Origin of the sequence: Streptomyces sp. NPDC126499 (assembly GCF_040302485.1) — a bacterium.
Lineage (GTDB): Bacteria > Actinomycetota > Actinomycetes > Streptomycetales > Streptomycetaceae > Streptomyces.
Genome location: NZ_JBEOUO010000003.1, coordinates 367117 through 384206, shown reverse-complemented (window position 1 = coordinate 384206; position 17090 = coordinate 367117). Strand labels below are relative to the sequence as shown.

General features: G+C 70.7%; 17 protein-coding genes. 7 read left to right on the top strand and 10 right to left on the bottom strand.

What is annotated here, in order from left to right; genetic code table 11:
* The 4 genes from ABTZ91_RS06445 to ABTZ91_RS06430 all read right to left on the bottom strand — a co-directional run.
* On the bottom strand, positions 1–1410 hold a 1410-nt coding region (locus tag ABTZ91_RS06445; RefSeq protein WP_352075989.1), incomplete at its 3' end, for a transglycosylase family protein.
* A gap of 119 nt (positions 1411–1529) precedes the next feature.
* The gene (locus ABTZ91_RS06440) at positions 1530–3563 is read right to left on the bottom strand and encodes an FG-GAP-like repeat-containing protein (RefSeq protein ID WP_352075988.1); all 2034 of its coding nucleotides are present in this window, start codon (positions 3561–3563) and stop codon (positions 1530–1532) included.
* Between the two features lie 237 nt (positions 3564–3800).
* A complete protein-coding gene (locus tag ABTZ91_RS06435) occupies positions 3801–4049 on the bottom strand; it encodes a hypothetical protein (protein ID WP_352075987.1) in 249 nt (82 codons plus the stop codon).
* Positions 4050–4076: 27 nt separating this feature from the next.
* Positions 4077–4289, bottom strand: a complete 213-nt coding sequence (locus ABTZ91_RS06430; RefSeq protein ID WP_352075986.1) for a hypothetical protein — start codon at positions 4287–4289, stop codon at positions 4077–4079.
* Positions 4290–4518: 229 nt separating this feature from the next.
* Between ABTZ91_RS06430 and ABTZ91_RS06425 the strand changes: the two genes are divergently transcribed.
* From ABTZ91_RS06425 to ABTZ91_RS06410, 4 genes are all read left to right on the top strand, one after another.
* Positions 4519–5505 (top strand): helix-turn-helix transcriptional regulator, encoded by a 987-nt coding sequence (locus ABTZ91_RS06425; protein ID WP_352075985.1) that lies wholly within the window; start codon positions 4519–4521, stop codon positions 5503–5505.
* Between the two features lie 217 nt (positions 5506–5722).
* The gene (locus tag ABTZ91_RS06420; protein ID WP_352075984.1) at positions 5723–5929 is read left to right on the top strand and encodes a hypothetical protein; all 207 of its coding nucleotides are present in this window, start codon (positions 5723–5725) and stop codon (positions 5927–5929) included.
* Entirely contained in the window at positions 5913–6437 is a 525-nt protein-coding gene (locus ABTZ91_RS06415) for a DUF6879 family protein (protein WP_352075983.1), read from the top strand. The genes ABTZ91_RS06420 and ABTZ91_RS06415 overlap by 17 nt, the downstream gene beginning before the upstream one ends.
* Positions 6421–7257, top strand: a complete 837-nt coding sequence (locus ABTZ91_RS06410) for a Scr1 family TA system antitoxin-like transcriptional regulator (protein ID WP_352075982.1) — start codon at positions 6421–6423, stop codon at positions 7255–7257. Before ABTZ91_RS06415 ends, ABTZ91_RS06410 begins: the two co-directional genes overlap by 17 nt.
* A gap of 376 nt (positions 7258–7633) precedes the next feature.
* Here the strand turns inward: ABTZ91_RS06410 and ABTZ91_RS06405 are convergent, their stop codons facing one another.
* On the bottom strand, positions 7634–8191 hold the full coding sequence (locus tag ABTZ91_RS06405) for a GNAT family N-acetyltransferase (protein ID WP_352075981.1): 558 nt from the start codon (positions 8189–8191) through the stop codon (positions 7634–7636).
* Positions 8192–8327: 136 nt separating this feature from the next.
* Between ABTZ91_RS06405 and ABTZ91_RS06400 the strand changes: the two genes are divergently transcribed.
* Positions 8328–8528 carry a DUF397 domain-containing protein gene (locus ABTZ91_RS06400; RefSeq protein ID WP_352075980.1) on the top strand — a complete coding sequence of 67 codons (201 nt, stop codon included), beginning with the start codon at positions 8328–8330 and terminating at the stop codon, positions 8526–8528.
* A 131-nt stretch (positions 8529–8659) separates the two neighbouring features.
* Here the strand turns inward: ABTZ91_RS06400 and ABTZ91_RS06395 are convergent, their stop codons facing one another.
* The 4 genes from ABTZ91_RS06395 to ABTZ91_RS06380 are packed head-to-tail and all read right to left on the bottom strand — an operon-like array spanning position 8660 to position 14413.
* Positions 8660–9820 (bottom strand): acyl-CoA dehydrogenase family protein, encoded by a 1161-nt coding sequence (locus tag ABTZ91_RS06395; protein ID WP_352075979.1) that lies wholly within the window; start codon positions 9818–9820, stop codon positions 8660–8662.
* A gap of 8 nt (positions 9821–9828) precedes the next feature.
* Positions 9829–10764: a hydroxymethylglutaryl-CoA lyase gene (locus tag ABTZ91_RS06390; RefSeq protein ID WP_352075978.1), complete on the bottom strand. Its 936-nt coding sequence runs from the start codon at positions 10762–10764 to the stop codon at positions 9829–9831.
* A complete protein-coding gene (locus ABTZ91_RS06385; protein WP_352076052.1) occupies positions 10761–12770 on the bottom strand; it encodes an acetyl/propionyl/methylcrotonyl-CoA carboxylase subunit alpha in 2010 nt (669 codons plus the stop codon). The genes ABTZ91_RS06390 and ABTZ91_RS06385 overlap by 4 nt, the downstream gene beginning before the upstream one ends.
* A 35-nt stretch (positions 12771–12805) precedes the next feature.
* Positions 12806–14413 carry a carboxyl transferase domain-containing protein gene (locus ABTZ91_RS06380; RefSeq protein ID WP_352075977.1) on the bottom strand — a complete coding sequence of 536 codons (1608 nt, stop codon included), beginning with the start codon at positions 14411–14413 and terminating at the stop codon, positions 12806–12808.
* A gap of 94 nt (positions 14414–14507) precedes the next feature.
* Between ABTZ91_RS06380 and ABTZ91_RS06375 the strand changes: the two genes are divergently transcribed.
* Both ABTZ91_RS06375 and ABTZ91_RS06370 read left to right on the top strand, forming a co-directional pair.
* Positions 14508–15116: a TetR/AcrR family transcriptional regulator gene (locus ABTZ91_RS06375; protein WP_352075976.1), complete on the top strand. Its 609-nt coding sequence runs from the start codon at positions 14508–14510 to the stop codon at positions 15114–15116.
* A 96-nt stretch (positions 15117–15212) separates the two neighbouring features.
* Entirely contained in the window at positions 15213–15995 is a 783-nt protein-coding gene (locus tag ABTZ91_RS06370) for a phosphatase (RefSeq protein ID WP_352075975.1), read from the top strand.
* A gap of 152 nt (positions 15996–16147) precedes the next feature.
* Here ABTZ91_RS06370 and ABTZ91_RS06365 read toward each other — a convergent pair whose 3' ends face one another.
* Positions 16148–17086 carry a cation diffusion facilitator family transporter gene (locus ABTZ91_RS06365; protein ID WP_352075974.1) on the bottom strand — a complete coding sequence of 313 codons (939 nt, stop codon included), beginning with the start codon at positions 17084–17086 and terminating at the stop codon, positions 16148–16150.
* Between the last annotated feature and the right edge of the window lie 4 nt (positions 17087–17090).

Below are 17090 nucleotides of genomic sequence, written 5' to 3'. Positions count from 1 at the left end.
GTCCCACTTCTTGGAGGGGTTGGTGAAGTCGGTGCCCGTGCTGGTGAGGGTCCACAGGGCGGTGACGTTGGTGCCGTCGGTCTGGCGGCCGTTGTCGTAGAGGACGCCGACGTCGGTCTTGCCGTCGCCGTTGAAGTCGCCCGAGGTCACCTTGGAGCGGTCCCAGCTCCAGGAGCCGAAGTTGGTGGAGACGTTGTCCCACTTCTTGGAGGGGTTGGTGAAGTCGGTGCCCGTGCTGGTGAGGGTCCACAGGGCGGTGACGTTGGTGCCGTCGGTCTGGCGGCCGTTGTCGTACAGGATGCCCACGTCGGTCTTGCCGTCACCCGAGTAGTCACCGGCGGTGAGCCGGGAGCGGTCCCAGTTCCAGGAGCCGAAGTTGGTGGACACGTTGTCCCACTTCTTCACCGGGTTGGCGAAGCCGGTGCCGGTGCTGGTGAAGGTCCACAGCGCGGTGACGTTGGTGCCGTCGGTCTGGCGGCCGTTGTCGTAGAGGACGCCGATGTCGTCCTTGCCGTCACCGTTGAAGTCGCCCGCGATTGTCTTGGAGCGGTCCCAGTTCCAGGAACCGAGGTTCGCCGAGACGTTGTCCCACTTCTTGACCGGCTGACCGAAGCCGGATCCCGTGGACGTGAGCGTCCACAGGGCGGTCCGATACGTGCCGTCCTCCTGCTTGCCGCTGTCGTACAGCACGGCGACGTCGTCCTTGCCGTCACCATTGAAGTCGCCGGTGGTCTGGGTGTGGTTGGCGCGGTTCGCAGTGAGGAAGCTGATCGGATCCGACACCGGCCCGGCCTGCCCCGCCTCGTTGACGGCCCGGACGGTGACGTAGTGGACGGCGTCGGTCAGCGCCGTGGTGTCGAAGGAGACGCTGTACGTGGGGCCCGAGCCGGTGTCCGTGCCGACGGCGACGCCGTCCACGTAGAAGGTGGCCTTGGTCGGCTTGCTGTTCTCGTCCGCCACGCTCGCGGTGAAGGTGACCGTACCGTCCACCACCGTGGAGTGGGACAGACCGACGATCTTGGCGACCGCGGCCACGGGGTCCGGGTAAGGATCCGCGTCGTCTGCGCCGAGACCGGCGGCCGGCCCGCAGTGCGGCCACGCGCCCTCGCCCTGGCTGGCCAGGACCTTCTCGGCGGTGAGGATCTGCTCCTGCTTGGTGGCGAGGTCGGCGCGGGCGGCGTAGGCCGTACCGCCGAACGCCTGCCAGGTCGACTGCGAGAACTGGAGCCCGCCGTAGTAGCCGTTGCCCGTGTTGATGGACCAGTTTCCGCCCGACTCGCACTGGGCGACCTTGTCCCAGGTGGCGACGGAGGCGGCGGTGGCCGTGGTGGCGGAGAGCAGGGTGCCGGCGATGCCGGCGGAGGCGACGAGCGCGGTGGCGGTGGTGAGCAGCCGGGAGCGGCGGGACATCGTGAGGACTCCTGGGACGAGGGAGGGAGCGAAGCGGGGTGGGGGCCTCGGAGGGCCCGGGGCGGCCCGGCCGGCCGGAGGGGTCCGGCCGGCCGGGCCGTCAGGGCGTCGGCCGCGGGTCAGCCGAGCTTGCTGGTCTGCCAGTTCCAGCTGCCGAAGCTGCTGGCGCTGTCCCACGACTTGACCGGGTTCGCGAAGTCGGTGCCGGTGCTGGTGAACTTCCAGATCGCCGTGCGGTTGGTGCCGTCGTCCTGGCGGCCGTAGCCGTAGAGGACGCCGACGTCGGTCTTGCCGTCGCCGTTGAAGTCGCCGGCGGTCAGCTTGCTCGTCTTGGTGTTCCAGCTGTCGGTGCCGGAGTCCCACTTCTTGGACGGGTTGGTGAAGTCCGTGCCGGTGCTGGTGAAGGTCCACAGCGCCGACTTGTTGCGGTTGTCCTCGGTCTGGCCGTTGTCGTAGAGGACGCCGACGTCGGCCTTGCCGTCGCCGTTGAAGTCACCGGTCGTCACCTTCGACCGGTCCCAGTTCCAGGAGCCGAAGTTGGTGGAGGCGTTGTCCCACTTCTTCGACGGGTTGGTGAAGTCGGTGCCGGTGCTGTTGAGGGTCCACAGGGCGGTCACGTAGGTGCCGTCGCTCTGCCGGCCGTTGTCGTACAGCACGCCGATGTCGGTCCTGCCGTCGCCGCTGAAGTCGCCGGCCACCATCTTGGAGCGGTCCCAGTTCCAGGAGCCGAAGTTGGTGGAGGCGTTGTCCCACTTCTTGGAGGGGTTGGCGAAGTCGGTGCCGGTGCTGGTCATCGTCCACAGGGCGGTGACGTTGGTGCCGTCGGTCTGCTGACCGTTGTTGTAGAGCAGGCCGACGTCGTCCTTGCCGTCGTTGTTGAAGTCACCGGTGGTGAGCTTGGTCCGGTTCCAGTTCCAGGAGCCGAAGTTGGTGGTGAGGTTGTCCCACTTCTTCGACGGGCCGGTGAAACCGGTGCCGGTGCTGGTGAAGGTCCACATCGCCGTGACGTTGACGTTGTCGGCGTTCTGGCCGTTGTTGTAGAGGACGCCGACGTCGTCCTTGCCGTCGCCGTTGAAGTCGCCGGTGGTGACCTTGGAGCGGTCCCAGTTCCAGGAGCCGAAGCCGGACGAGACACTGTCCCAGACCCTGACCGGCGCGTTGAAGCCGGATCCGTTGCTGAGGTACGTCCACAGGGCGGTGTGGTAGTCGCCGCTCGCCTCCTGCCCGTAGTCGTACAGGACGCCGATGTCGGCCTTGCCGTCGCCGTTGAAGTCGGCGTGGAAGGTGGACGTGGCCTCGCCGTTGGAGGTGATGACCTGGGAGCGGGAGGCACCGGTGTTGCCGTTGACGTCCGTGACCTCGGCGGTGACGGTGTGCTTGCCGTCCGGGAAGCGGCTGGTGTCGAGGGCGAAGCCGTACGGGGCCCGGGTGAGCTTGCCGCTGACCGGCTCGCCGTCGACGTAGTACTGCACGGAGGCGACGCCGTAGGTGCCGGCGGTGACGGAGGCCGACAGGTTCGCGATGCCGGAGACGGTGCCGGCGGCGCCGGAGAGGGTGACCTTGGGCGGGGTGGCCTGCTGGAGCACCGGGGAGATGTAGCCGCTGATGACCTGGCCCCAGGGGGCCTGACCGACCCGGTAGGAGGTCGTGGAGGCGGTGGAGACCATGCCCTCGGGGTTGGAGGAGTGGCTCTGGTTGCCGCCGGTGATGGTGACGACGCCGTTGCTGACACCGGTCACGATGGCCACGTGCTGGGCCCAGCCGTTGCTGTAGCCGTACACGACCGCGTCGCCGACGTGCGGGGTGCTGGAGAGGGTGCCGTACGTCTGCCCGTACTTGTAGAAGCTGGAGGCGGCGTCGGTGAGGATGCTCTGGCCCTTGACGTTGTACTTCGACCAGACCCAGCCGACGAAGTCGGCGCACCAGGCGTGCGATTGCCCGCCGTAACCGTCGCAGCTGTTGTTCTGGTTGAGGCCGTTGTCGTAACCACCGCCTGCGCAGGGCCCGTTGCCGTTCTGACTGAGGGCGGTGTTCGCCATGTCCGTGAACTCGTCGGCGAACGCCGGGACGGTGGCGAGGCCCGACAGCGCGGCGGCGACCACGAGGGAGGCGAGACCGGTCTTGACGGTGCGGGGCAGGACGGTGCGGGACATGGAGATCCTCCTGGCGAAGGGCATGGCGGTGCCCTGGGAAGGGGTGGATGAGAGAGGTGAGGGGGCCGGCCGGGCGCGTGGTGGTGCCGGGCGGCGGGGGACTCCGGAGCGCGACGAGGCGACGGAGGGAAAAGAGGAGACGGAAAGCGAAGACGAGGACGGGGGGCGGGCGCCCGGACGGCGACCACGTGTACGGGGCCGGGGGCCCGGACCACTGCGCGGGATCAGTCCGCGGGGTCAGTGGGCGGGGAGCGCGTACCCCTGCGCGGCGATCGAGCGCCGGGCGCGGTCGAGGAGCGGGCGCATCTGTGCGACGGCCGGATCGTCACCCTCGGCGCGGACGAAGAGATAGAGGTCGATACCGCGGTCGGTCGGGCGTGGTTTCACGTGCTCCAGGCCGTCCTCGGGCAGGGCGTGCGCCCACAGCAGATCGGTGACGACGGCGACGGTCTCGGCACGGTGGGGGCCTTTGGACGTCCTTGTCAACGAGGCCAGAACCACGCGCACGAGGGGTCAGTCCCAGCCGATGACGTCGGTGCCGGTGGGGGTGGAGTCCCAGCCGATCACCTCGGAGCCGAGCGGGGCGGAGGCCCGGACCGAGTCCCAGCCGATCACCTCGGAGCCGGAGGTGCCGGAGGTGCCCGCGGCCTGGGCGGTGGCGGCAGCGGCCACGGAGACCAGAACGGCGAGCCCGGCGGCGGCGATGAGGCGGGGGATGCGGGACATGACGGTTCCTTCCAAACGGTAGGTGATCGGTGGGGCGTCGGGGGCTTTTTCCCGCCGCCGTCCTCGTGACCACTACCTTGCCGCCCAGGTCGGGAGCCCCGGAAGGGCTTCCGGGTGGCCCGAAGCTGCCTGGCAGGTTGAGGACGGATCGCTCTTGCCTGAGGGCAACCTTTCAAGATCAGATGTCTCCTGCGCAATCAGGCTGGAAACAACCCATGGGGGGGTTGAAGTGCTCGAAGTACTGGGTCTCGCCGCCGACGAGGAGTCCGTCTACCGGGAGATGCTGGCCGCACCGGCCGGCGGGGTGGAGGCCCTGGCGGCCCGTCTCGGCATGACCGAGACGCGGGTACGGGAGGCCCTCGACCGCCTCGTCGACCTGGACCTCCTGACACCGTCGAGGGACTCCACGGGCGGCCTGCGGGCGGTCTCGCCGGACGTCGGCCTCGACACGATGATCCGCCGCCAGGAGGCGGAGCTGGCCCGCCGCCAGGCCGAACTGGCCTCCAGCAAGGCGGCGGTGGCGAGGGCGGTCGCCGAGTACGCCCATCTGCGGCCGAACACGGAGACGGAGCAGGCGGAGCGGCTGGTGGGCCTCGACGCGATCCAGGACCGCCTGGAGATCCTCACCCGCGGGCTCACCGAGGAGTGCCTGTCGATCATCCCGGGCGGCGCGCAGTCGCAGCGCAGCCTCGACGCCTCGCGCCCGCTCGACGAGGAGGCGATGGCGCGCGGGGTCCACCTGAGGGCGGTGTACCAGGACAGCGCCCGCAACGACGGGCCGACCCTGGCCTACGCGCAGTGGACCACGGACCGGGGCGGCCTGGTCCGGACGAGCCCGGTGCTGCCGCCCCGCATGCTGATCTTCGACCGGCGGACCGCGCTCGTCCCCATCGACCCGGAGAACTCCCGGCTCGGCGCGCTGTGCACCTCGTCCCCGGGCATCGTCGCCTCCCTCGTGTCGCTCTTCGAACAGACCTGGGAGACGGCGGTCCCCCTCGGCGCCGACCACCGCCTGCGCCCCGACGACGGCATCACGGCCGGCGACCGCGAACTCCTGCGCCTCCTGGCCTCGGGCCTGACCGACGAGGGCGCGGGCAAGCGCCTGGGCGTCTCGGTCCGCACGGTCCGCCGCCAGATGGCCGCCCTGATGGAACGCCTCAACGCCAGCAGCCGCTTCGAGGCGGGTTTGAAGGCGGCGCAGCGCGGCTGGCTGTGAACGGGGCGGTGCCCGCCGCGCAGGGTGGGGGGCGCGGCGGCGCGCGCCGCGCCCCCCGGTGGGCGGTTTCCCGTTCTCTCCAGCTCGCGCCTTAGCCGACAGTCCGAGTTATGCAATGACGCGCATAGTCGCGTTCCCGCATGGACGGCTCACCCGTCGCGCTCGTAACGTCATGGCGAGCGGCTCACAGGGGGCCTGTACGAGGGGGGTCTCATCCATGGCTCGTGGGGAACTGACTCGACTGACCGGCAACGGAAACGGCAACTGCAACAACGACGACTGCCCGAACGTCTACCGCACCGCGTCCGGCTCGTTCGTCGTCCAGGGCGATGTGTCCGACGCCTTTACGGCCCCTGCGGGGGAAGGGCTCGTGGAGATCCCCGAGAGTGTGCTGAGGGAGGCTTTCCGTGCTCTTGGATGGTGAGGCGTGGGCCTCGAAGGTCCAGGGCTTCAAGCGCGAAGCGTGGCGACTCGAAACATTGCCCTGGTATCGGGTACCCAGTGAGGACGGCGACATCCGGGACTTCCTGACCGGACGGCGAATCGACCCGCAGAACTACTCCTCGGCCTACACGGATGGCCTGCGGAAGCTCATCGCTGAGGGAAAGACCAAGGGGCGCGTTCACATCGTCACCCGACCTCTCACGGACTACCTCCGCTTCGAGTTCATGTACTACGAGGCTCACGCCCTGGCCGGTGACGATATCCGCATTCTGGATGTGACCGACCGGCCCAATCCCCTCGCCGGGGTCCAGGACTTCTGGCTCTTCGACCGGTCCGACGTCGTGCTCATGCACTACACGGAGGACGGGACGCAGATCGGCCGGGAGCTGTACGAGGGCGATCCGGCTCCGTATGTCGAATACCAGCGCATCGCGCTTGCGGAATCGGTGCCGTTCAGGGAGTACGTGAACGGTGGCCATAGAGCCTGACGAGCTGGAGCAGTCGGGCCGTGAACTGGCGGCCATGCTAAAGCACCTCCGTAGAAAAGCCGGACTCTCAGGAGTCCGGCTTGCCGCGCGCTGCCACATGTCCCAGTCCAAGATCAGCCGGATCGAGAGCAACAAGAGCCGGCCCTCGCTGCTGGACGTGGAACAGATTCTTCGGGGTCTCGACGCGTCCCCCGCCATAGCGGCCGAGGTGATGGCCCTGGCAAGGATCGCTCAAACGGAGTGGCAGGACGGCAGAACGCTCCGCAGGAAGGGTCTCGACAAGAAACAAGTGCAGCTGGCGGGGCTCGAAGCGTCGTCCACCACATTTCGCTACTTCCTGCTCTCGATGATCACCGGACTCTTGGCCACGCCTGAATACGTCCGAGCCAGCCTTGCGCAGGCCCCGCCGGATCAGCAGGCCAAAGCCGTGGCCATGAAGCTGGACCGGCAGCGGGTGCTGTTCGACCGGTCCAAGCGATTCACGTTCATCCTCACGGAACAGGCTGTCAGGTACCCGCTCGTCCCGCCGGATGAGCTGGCGATGCAGATCGATCGGCTTGCGTCGCTGACCTACCAGCCCAACATCAGACTCGGCGTCATCCCCATGGAAGTTCACTTCACCTCTGGCGCGCTGAGCACCTTCACGGTATACGACGAGTCGCTGGCGACCGCCGAACTCGACCTGGGGGCAATCGTCTTCCGTGACGGACGTGACATTCAGGACTTGATTCGCCGATTCATCTCGTACGAAGAGCACGCCGCTTTCGGTGAGCAAGCGCGAGAGCACCTTGCGGAATGGGCCGCGTACTGCCGTCGGTGATCTTTAGTCGATAGCGCGCATATGTCGTCATGCTCCACCGGTACGGCGGGATCATCTACCTGCTACGGAATTCCGGAGGGCAGTGATGATGACCACGAACGCAGCGGCTACGGATGCGATCAACTACGAGTACGGCACCTACGCCCCTGCGGGGCACGTCTGTCCTGCCTGTCGGCAGGCCATCGCCCCGACCGAACCGGTTCGGCGCGGATACCGGCGGCCCGAGGACGCCGTGCATCTGGTCCCGGCCTACTGGCACGCCGACCGGTGTCCGCAGCTCGTGCCGATCACTCACGCGGAAGAGAGGGCGTCCTCATGACGGTGACGGCGTTCTGCGCCGAGGAGCACAGGCTCGATCCGGCGATGCCGTTGACGGTTACCGCTGTTCCCACGCGGCGCGGGTGAGTTCGTACTCGACTTCACCGTGTTCGGAGCCCTCGATGGCCTCCGGCCAGTCCCCGGTGAAGTTCCGGACGAAGGTCAGGCCCGACTTCTCCATGACGCGGCGGGAACGGGTGTTGACGGCCATCGTGTTCGCCGTGACCCGCTGGACCTCCAGGTCCGTGAACCCCTTGTGGATCAGCGCCCGGGAGCCCTCGGTGGCGTAACCGTGCCCCCATGCCGCCTGGTTCAAGCGGTAACCGAGTTCCACCACGGCGGGGCTGTGCTCGTCCAACGGCCGGAACTCGAACCACCCCAGGAAAGTGCCGGTGGTCTTCTCCTGCGCGGCCCAGTAGCCGCGGGTCCCCCAGCACGGGTAGTCGTGGAGGAGTCGCGGCAGGACCCGCGTCTCGATCACCTCACGGCTGGTAGGGCGGCCGCCGTTGATGAAGCGCATGACCTCGGGGTCGTTGTCGAGGGCCAGCAGGTGGTCGGTGTCGGCCGTCGTGAACGCGCGCAGGACGAGCCGGTCGGTCTCCAGGAAGTCGGACATGCCGCGATCTTCACCAGAGGCCGGCCGGGCCGCCACCGGTTTTCCGGAGTGCGTGGCCGTGGCCCTCGCGCCGGACGACAGTGCCGACCTGCTGACTAGGCTTGCCGAAGGAAGAGAGTGAGAGAAGGTGCGCGGAATGCGGTACGAGCCGGCCACGCTCGCGTGGCGCAGCAGCAGTTACAGCAGCGGGAACGGGCAGTGCGTCGAGGTCGCGGACGACCTTCCGGGCACCGTGCCGGTGCGGGACAGCAAGACGGCCGCAGGGCCCCACCTGGTCTTCGGAGCGGACGCCTGGTCGTCGTTCGTCGGCACGCTGAAGGACCGCCGCCGCGAGTGATCAGCTTCCGCGATGGGCCCGGGGCCCGGCCCACGCGTCCCGCCGCGTCGCCCGGCACCACGCCGTGAAACGCCCCGTGCCCGCCGCCCACCAGCAGGTGGGCGACGGGCACACGGGGCAACGTGACCGGCTCAGCCGCCCAGCCCCAGCTCCCGCGCGATCAGCATCCGCTGCACCTCGCTCGTGCCCTCGCCGATCTCCAGGATCTTGGAGTCGCGCCACATGCGGGCCACCGGGTACTCGTTCATGAAGCCGTAGCCGCCGTGGATCTGGGTGGCCTCGCGGGCGTTGTCCACGGCCACCGTCGAGGAGTACAGCTTCGCGATCGCCGCCTCCTTCTTGAAGGGCTCGCCCAGGACCAGCCGGGAGGCCGCGTCGCGCCAGCCGATGCGGGCCATGTGGGCGCGCGTCTCCATGTCGGCGATCTTGAACTGGATGGCCTGGTTGTCGGCGATCGGGCGGCCGAAGGCGTGACGTTCCTTCGCGTACTTCACCGACTCGTCCACACAGCCCTGCGCCAGGCCCGTCGCGAGCGCCGCGATCGCGATCCGGCCCTCGTCCAGGATCCGCAGGAACTGCGCGTAGCCGCGGCCCTCCTCGCCGAGCAGGTTCTCCACGGGGACCCGCACGTCGTCGAAGGACAGCTCCCGCGTGTCCGAGGCGTTCCAGCCCACCTTCGAGTACGGCGCCGCGACCGTGAAGCCCGGCGTGCCCGAGGGGACGATGATCGAGGAGATCAGCGGCTTGCCGTCCGGCTTGCGCCCGGTGACCGCCGTGACCGTCACCAGACCCGTGATGTCCGTACCGGAGTTGGTGATGAAGCACTTGGAGCCGTTGATCACCCAGTGGTCGCCGTCCCGGACGGCGGTGGTGCGGGTGCCGCCCGCGTCCGAGCCCGCGCCCGGCTCGGTCAGCCCGAACGCGCCCAGCATCTCGCCCGAGCACAGCTTCGGCAGCCAGGCGCGCTTCTGCTCCTCCGTACCGAAGCGGTAGACCGGCATCGCGCCCAGCGAGACGCCCGCCTCCAGCGTGATGGCGACCGAGGAGTCGACCCGGGCCAGCTCCTCCAGGGCGATGCCGAGCGCCAGGTAGTCGCCGCCCATGCCGCCGTACTCCTCGGGGAACGGCAGGCCGAACAGGCCCATGCGGCCCATCTCGGCGACGATCTCGTACGGGAACTCGTGCCGCTCGTAGTAGTCGCCGATCTTCGGCGCCACGACGTCGTGGGCGAACTCCTCGACGGTGCGGCGGAGTTCCTCGTGCTCTTCGGAGAGCCGGTGGTCGAGGGACATGGGTTTCGTCACTCCTTGTGGGAGAGGGCGCGGACGGTACGGGAAGGGCTGGGCCTGCCCAGGTGTTCGGCCATCCACGCGCTCGTGGCGGTGAGCTTGGCCAGATCGACCCCGGTCTCGATGCCGAGACCGTCGAGCATCCACACGAGGTCCTCGGTGGCGAGATTGCCGGTCGCGCTCTTCGCGTACGGGCAGCCGCCGAGGCCACCCGCGGACGCGTCGACCGTGGTGACGCCGTGCCGGAGCGCGGCGAGCGTGTTGGCGAGGGCCTGCCCGTAGGTGTCGTGGAAGTGCACGGCGATACGGGAGGTGGGCACCCCGCCCTCGTTCAGGGCCGTGAGCAGGGCCTGGACGTGGCCGGGCGTGGCGACGCCGATGGTGTCGCCGAGGCTCAGCTCGTCGCAGCCCATGTCGGCGAGCGCCTTGGTGACGCGGACGACCTGCTCGATGGGGACGGCGCCCTCCCAGGGGTCGCCGAAGCACATCGACAGATAGCCGCGGACCTTGAGTCCCGCCTCTATGGCCCGGGTGACGGTCGGCGCGAACATCGCGAGCGCCTCGTCGACGGTCCGGTTGAGGTTCGCCTTGGCGAACGACTCGGTGGCCGAGGCGAAGACGGCGACCTCGCGGGCGCCCAGCGCGAGGGCCCGGTCGAGCCCCCGCTCGTTCGGTACAAGCACCGGCAGCCGCACGGGCAGGTCCCGCACCCGCGGGAACAGCTCCTCGGCGTCGGCCAGCTGCGGCACCCACTTCGGGTGCACGAAGCTCGTCGTCTCGACGGTGGACAGGCCCGCGTCGGCGAGCCGCCGCACGAACTCGGCCTTCACCTCCGTCGGTACGGCCGTCTTCTCGTTCTGCAGCCCGTCACGGGGCCCCACCTCGTGGATCCGGACCCGGGCGGGCAGCGCCGGGTCGGGCACGGTCATCGGCAGACCGGTGCTCATGCGTCCTCCTCGTCGCGGGGCGTCACCACGGCCAGGACCTGGTCCATGGCGACGGTCGTGCCGGGCGTGACGTCCAGCTCGGTGACGGTGCCGGCGTGCGGGGCGGAGATGACGTGCTCCATCTTCATCGCCTCGACCACCAGCAGGCTCTGCCCGGCCTCCACCTCGTCGCCGACCGCGACCTTCACGACCGTGACGGTCCCGGGCATCGGCGCGGCGAGCGTGTCGGCCCCGCCGTGCCGGGCGCCGGAGAGCGCGGCGGCGACCGGGTCGTGGTCGAGGACGTGCCAGGCGTCGCCGTCCCGGCCGAGCCAGAGCCCGTCCGGGGAGGCGGTGACGGTGAAGCGGTGGGTGACGCCGTCCACGGTCACGACCAGCGCGGAGCCGGTGGTGTCACCGGCCAGGGCGGCGGAGACGGCCTCGGTGTCCTCGCCGAGCAGCAGCTCGGCGCTCCGTGCCGCGCCCCGGGCCCGCACCGCGACCGGCTCGTGGCCGGGGACGCGGAAGTGCAGCACCGTCCAGGCCGGGGTGCCGCCGAGACGCCAGCCCGTACGGGCGTCGAACGGGTCGCGCCACGAGGAGCCGGTACCGGCCGGGGCGTCCGGGGCGGCCGGGAAGTGACGTACCAGCGCCGCCGCCGCGTACACCTCCTCCGGCACGCCCGAGACCACCAGGCTCTCCGCGTCCCGCTCCACAAGCCCCGTGTCCAGGTCGCCCGAGACGACGTCCGGGTGGGCGAGGAGCCGCCGCAGGAAACCCGCGTTCGTCGGGACGCCGAGGGTGACCAGCTCCCCGAGGGCCGCGCGCAGCTTGCGCAGGGCGGTGGGGCGGTCGGGGGCGTGGACGATGACCTTCGACAGCATCGGGTCGTAGAGGGAGGAGACCTCCGTGCCCTCGGAGAGGCCCGAGTCGGTCCGCACGCCCGCGCCATGCGGCTCGCGCAGACGGACCACCGTGCCGCCGGACGGCAGGAAGCCGCGCGCCGGGTCCTCCGCGCAGATGCGGGCCTCGATCGCCCAGCCGTCGAGGCGGACGTCCTCCTGGGTGAAGGACAGCGGCTCGCCGGCCGCCACCCGCAGCTGCCACTCCACCAGGTCCAGGCCCGTGATCAGCTCGGTGACCGGGTGCTCGACCTGGAGGCGGGTGTTCATCTCCATGAAGTAGTACGAGGACGGGTCACCGCCCGGGACGATGAACTCCACCGTCCCCGCGCCCACATAGCCGCACGAGCGCGCCGCCTCGACCGCCGCCGCGCCCATCGCCGCGCGGATCTCCGCATCGAGCAGGACGCTCGGTGCCTCCTCGATGATCTTCTGGTGGCGGCGCTGCAGTGAGCACTCGCGCTCGCCCAGGTGCACCACGTTGCCGTGCGCGTCGGCGAGGACCTGGATCTCGATGTGCCGGGGGCGGTCGATCCACCGCTCCACGAGCAGGGTGTCGTCGCCGAACGAGGACCGGGCCTCGCGCCGCGCCGCCGCGATCTCGTCCGCGAGGACGGAGAGGTCCCGCACCAGGCGCATGCCCTTGCCGCCGCCGCCCGCCGAGGGCTTGAGCAGCACCGGGGCGCCCAGCTCCTTCGCCGCCGCCTCCAGTTCCGGATCGGCGGCGCCCGGGACGACCGGGACACCGGCGGCCTTGACGGTCTCCTTTGCCCGGATCTTGTCGCCCATCAGGGAGATCGCCTCGGCGGGCGGCCCGATGAAGACCAGGCCCGCCTCCGCGCAGGCGCGGGCGAAGCCCGCGTTCTCGGCGAGGAAGCCGTAGCCGGGGTGGACGGCCTGCGCGCCGGTGCGGCGGGCCGCGTCCAGCAGGGCCGGGACGGAGAGGTAGGACTCGGAGGCCGGCGCGGGCCCGATGCGTACCGCCGTGTCCGCCTCCCGTACGTGGCGGGCCTCGGCGTCGGCGTCGCTGTACACGGCCACCGAGCGCACGCCCATCTCCCGCAGCGTGCGGATGACGCGGACGGCGATCTCGCCCCGGTTGGCCACGAGGACCGTGTCGAACATGTGCTGCGTCTGAGACTGCATCGTCGGGGAGTCCCTCACATCCGGAAGACGCCGAACTGGGGGTCACCCAGGGGCGCGTTGGCACAGGCGGTCAGGGCCAGACCGAGGACCTGCCGGGTCTCCAGCGGGTCGATCACACCGTCGTCCCACAGCCGGGCGGTCGCGTAGTAGGCGCTGCCCTGCGTCTCGTACTGCTCGCGGATCGGGGCCTTGAAGGCCTCTTCCTCCTCCGCGCTCCACGCGTCGCCGAGCTGGTCGCGCTTGACGGTGGCGAGGACGGAGGCGGCCTGCTCGCCGCCCATCACCGAGATCTTGGCGTTGGGCCACATCCACAGGAAGCGGGGGGAGTAGGCCCGGCCGCACATGGAGTAGTTGCCCGCGCCGAAGGAGCCGCCGACGACGACCGTCAGCTTCGGCACGCGCGTGGTGGCCACCGCCGTCACCATCTTGGCGCCGTGCTTGGCGATGCCGCCGTGCTCGTACGCCTTGCCGACCATGAAGCCGGTGATGTTCTGCAGGAAGACCAGCGGGATCCCGCGCTGGTCGCACAGCTCGATGAAGTGCGCGCCCTTCTGGGCCGACTCGGCGAACAGGATGCCGTTGTTGGCGACGATGCCGACCGGGTGGCCGTGGATCCGGGCGAAGCCGGTGACCAGGGTCTGCCCGTACTCGGCCTTGAACTCCTGGAAGCGCGAGCCGTCCACCACGCGGGCGATCACCTCGCGCACGTCGTACGGTGTGCGGGAGTCCACCGGCACCACGCCGTACAGCCCGTACGGGTCGACCTTCGGTTCCTCGACGGGCTCCACCGACCACGGCAGCGGGCCACGCTCGGGCAGCGTCGCCACGATGTTGCGCACGATCCGCAGGGCGTGGGCGTCGTCCTCCGCGAGGTGGTCGGTGACGCCGGAGATCCGGGAGTGGACCTCGCCGCCGCCGAGCTCCTCCGCCGTCACGACCTCGCCGGTCGCCGCCTTCACCAGCGGCGGGCCGCCCAGGAAGATCGTGCCCTGCTCGCGGACGATCACGGCCTCGTCGCTCATCGCCGGGACGTACGCGCCGCCGGCCGTGCACGAGCCGAGGACCGCCGCGATCTGCGGGATGCCGGCGCCCGACATCCGGGCCTGGTTGTAGAAGATCCGGCCGAAGTGCTCCCGGTCGGGGAAGACCTCGTCCTGCATCGGCAGGAAGGCGCCGCCCGAGTCGACCAGGTAGAGGCAGGGGAGACGATTCTCCAGCGCCACCTCCTGGGCGCGCAGGTGCTTCTTGACCGTCATCGGGTAGTACGTGCCGCCCTTGACCGTGGCGTCGTTGGCGACGATCACGCACTCGCGCCCGCTGACCCGTCCGATGCCCGCGATCACGCCGGCCGCCGGGGCCTGGTCGCCGTACATCCCGTGCGCCGCGAGCGGCGCCAGCTCCAGGAACGGCGAACCCGGGTCGAGCAGCGTGTCCACGCGGTCGCGCGGCAGCAGCTTGCCGCGCGCGGTGTGCCGGGCGCGGGCCTTCTCCCCGCCGCCGAGGGCGGCTTCGGCGAGCTTGGCGCGCAGGGTCGCCGCCAGCTCGTGATGGGCCGCCTCATTGGCCTGCCAGGCCGCGGACGCGGGGTCGGCCGCGCTCGTCAGCACAGGTGCCTGCTGCATCCCTCGAGCTCCCTTGCTCGGTTAATGAGCGTTAACGCATGTCGTATGCCGGACAGGTTAACGACCGCTAACCGGGTTGTCTAGAATCGAATTCATGACCACGACCCCCACCCCGACCGGCCGCACCGACGCCCCGACGCGACGCGAGCAGATCCTCAAGGAGGCCGCCCGCCTGTTCGCCGAGCGCGGCTTCCACGGGGTGGGCGTGGACGAGATAGGGGCCGCCGTCGGCATCAGCGGCCCCGGGCTCTACCGCCACTTCCCCGGCAAGGACGCCATGCTCGCCGAGCTGCTCGTCGGCATCAGCGAACGGCTCCTCGACGGCGGCCGGCTGCGGGTCGCCGAGTCGGACGGGGACCCGCGCGCCGTGCTCGGCTCCCTCATCGACGGCCACATCGACTTCGCCCTCGACGACCGGCCCCTCATCACCCTCCACGACCGCGAGCTCGACCGCCTCAAGGACGAGGACCGCAAGCGGGTCCGCCAGCTCCAGCGGCAGTACGTCGAGCTGTGGGTCGCCGTCGTCCGCGAGCTGTATCCGGAGGCCGGCGAACCCCAGGTCCGTGCCGCCGTCCACGCCGTCTTCGGCCTCCTCAACTCCACCCCGCACCTCGGCGCCCCCCTCGGCCGCCCCGGCATGGAGGCCCTGCTGCGCGACCTCGCCCACGGGGCGCTCGGAGCCCTGGGCGCCGTCCGGGCCTGACGCCGGCGCCGGGTCCCGGGGCTCCTTCGGCGGCCCGGCCCGCCGGCCCCGGGAAACGGCGTACGGGGCGGGGTGGGCGCCCGGCAGAATGGGGGCATGCCGATACTCAGCCGCGCCGCACTCGTCGAGCACCTGCTCCGGACCCGTATCGCCGGGGACGTCGCCACGCCCCGCGACAACAACCTCAGCCACTACCGGAAGCTCGCCAACGGCGACCGGCACTACTGGCTCGGCCTGGAGTTCGGCGACCGGTGGAGCGACGAGCAGGACGTGCTCGCCGTGATGGCCGAGCGCTGCGGAGTCGTCGACGACCCCGCGCACCGCACCGGACAGGACACCATCGACCCCGAGCTGACCGTCGACGCCCTCGACCGCATGGCCGCCCGGCTCCGGAAGGCCGCCGCCGCGAAGCAGCGGGTGCTCTTCGCGACCGGTCACCCCGGCTCCCTGATCGACGCGCACAGCAGGGTCGCGGCGGCGCTGCGGGCCAAGGGCTGCGAGATCGTCCGCATCCCCGGTGGGCTCACCGCCGACGAGGGGTACGTGGTGCAGTTCGCCGACGTCGCCGTCTTCGAGCGCGGGGCCACCCTGTGGCACACCCACTCCCCGGAGCCCATGAACGCGATCCTGGACGCCCTGGAGACCCTCGGCGAACCCGCGCCGGACCTCGTCGTCGCCGACCACGGGTGGGCCGGGCGCGCCGCCCAGCGGGGCGTCGACACCGTCGGCTACGCCGACTGCAACGACCCCGCGCTGTTTCTCGCGGAGGCCGAGGGCACCCTGCAGGTCACCGTCCCGCTCGACGACCACGTCCTGGACCCGCGCTCGTACGAGCCGCTGACGGCGTACCTGCTGGACGCGGCGGGCCTGCTGGACTGACCCGGGCGCCGACCCGGGCCCACCCGGCGCCGACCCCAGCGTCGAGCCGGACCCCGGCCCTGGCGCCGACCCGGACCCCGGCCCCGACCCCAGCGTCGAGCCGGACCCCGGTCCTGGCCCCGTCCCGGACCCCCGCGCCCGCCCCGCCGCCGTCAACCGCGCCCCGGGGTCGGGTCCAGGTAGACGCGGCGGACGGCGGGGAAGCGAGCACGGAGCCGTGCGTCCGCTTCCTCGCAGGCCCGCTCGACGTCGGCTGCCGTCGCCACGTCCCGGAAGTCGACCTTCGCCGCCACCAGCACCTCGTCCGGCCCCTGGATCAGCGTCGTCAGATCCAGGACGGCCACCACCTGCTCCACCGCGAGCAGCTCCTCGCGGACCGCCGCCCGCATCGGGCGCGGCAGCGGGCGGCCCACGAGCAGTTCCGCGTTGGAGCGGCCGAGCACCCAGGCCACGTACACCAGGAGCGCCCCGATCAGGATGGAGGCGACGCCGTCCCAGACGCCCGAGCCGGTGAGCCGGCCGCCGAGCAGGCCGCCGGCCGCCAGCATCAGGCCGGCGAGGGCGGCGGAGTCCTCCATGACCACCGCCTTGACCGTGGTGTCGGGGGTCAGGCGGAGGTAGCGGGCGAAGGGGGCCTTCAGGCGGTCCGCCTCGGCCCTGACCTGCCGGACGGCGGTCCGCAGGCTGAAGCCCTCCAGGGCGAAGGCGACGCCGAGGACGACGTACGAGACGAGGGGGTCGCCGAGCTCCTCGCCGTGGATGAGGGTGTGGACGCCGTCGTACACGGAGAACACCGCGCCGCCGACGAAGGTGGCGACGGCCGCGAGCATCGCCCAGACGTAGCGCTCGCCGCCGTGGCCGAGGGGATGGTCCTCGTCGGCGGGCTTCCCGCTCCGCCGGAGCGCCGTGAACAGCATGACCTCGGTGACCGTGTCGGCGACCGAGTGCGCCGCCTCGGAGAGCATCGCGCTCGATCCGGAGATCACGCCCGCCACGGCCTTCGCGGCGGCGATCCCGAGGTTCGCCGCCGCGGCCACGATCACGGTGAAGGTGCTCTCACCGTTCCGCCCGCTGTCCCTGCTTTCCGCCATGATC

Excerpts from the sequence above, each read along its gene's own strand:
- ABTZ91_RS06440 (WP_352075988.1), bottom strand. The coding sequence starts at position 3,563 with ATGTCCCGCACCGTCCTGCCCCGCACCGTCAAGACCGGTCTCGCCTCC.
- ABTZ91_RS06430 (WP_352075986.1), bottom strand. The coding sequence starts at position 4,289 with ATGTCCCGCATCCCCCGCCTCATCGCCGCCGCCGGGCTCGCCGTTCTG.
- ABTZ91_RS06420 (WP_352075984.1), top strand. The coding sequence starts at position 5,723 with ATGGCTCGTGGGGAACTGACTCGACTGACCGGCAACGGAAACGGCAAC.
- ABTZ91_RS06405 (WP_352075981.1), bottom strand. The coding sequence starts at position 8,191 with ATGTCCGACTTCCTGGAGACCGACCGGCTCGTCCTGCGCGCGTTCACG.
- ABTZ91_RS06400 (WP_352075980.1), top strand. The coding sequence starts at position 8,328 with ATGCGGTACGAGCCGGCCACGCTCGCGTGGCGCAGCAGCAGTTACAGC.
- ABTZ91_RS06395 (WP_352075979.1), bottom strand. The coding sequence starts at position 9,820 with ATGTCCCTCGACCACCGGCTCTCCGAAGAGCACGAGGAACTCCGCCGC.
- ABTZ91_RS06390 (WP_352075978.1), bottom strand. The coding sequence starts at position 10,764 with ATGAGCACCGGTCTGCCGATGACCGTGCCCGACCCGGCGCTGCCCGCC.
- ABTZ91_RS06385 (WP_352076052.1), bottom strand. The coding sequence starts at position 12,770 with ATGTTCGACACGGTCCTCGTGGCCAACCGGGGCGAGATCGCCGTCCGC.
- ABTZ91_RS06380 (WP_352075977.1), bottom strand. The coding sequence starts at position 14,413 with ATGCAGCAGGCACCTGTGCTGACGAGCGCGGCCGACCCCGCGTCCGCG.
- ABTZ91_RS06375 (WP_352075976.1), top strand. The coding sequence starts at position 14,508 with ATGACCACGACCCCCACCCCGACCGGCCGCACCGACGCCCCGACGCGA.
- ABTZ91_RS06370 (WP_352075975.1), top strand. The coding sequence starts at position 15,213 with ATGCCGATACTCAGCCGCGCCGCACTCGTCGAGCACCTGCTCCGGACC.
- ABTZ91_RS06365 (WP_352075974.1), bottom strand. The coding sequence starts at position 17,086 with ATGGCGGAAAGCAGGGACAGCGGGCGGAACGGTGAGAGCACCTTCACC.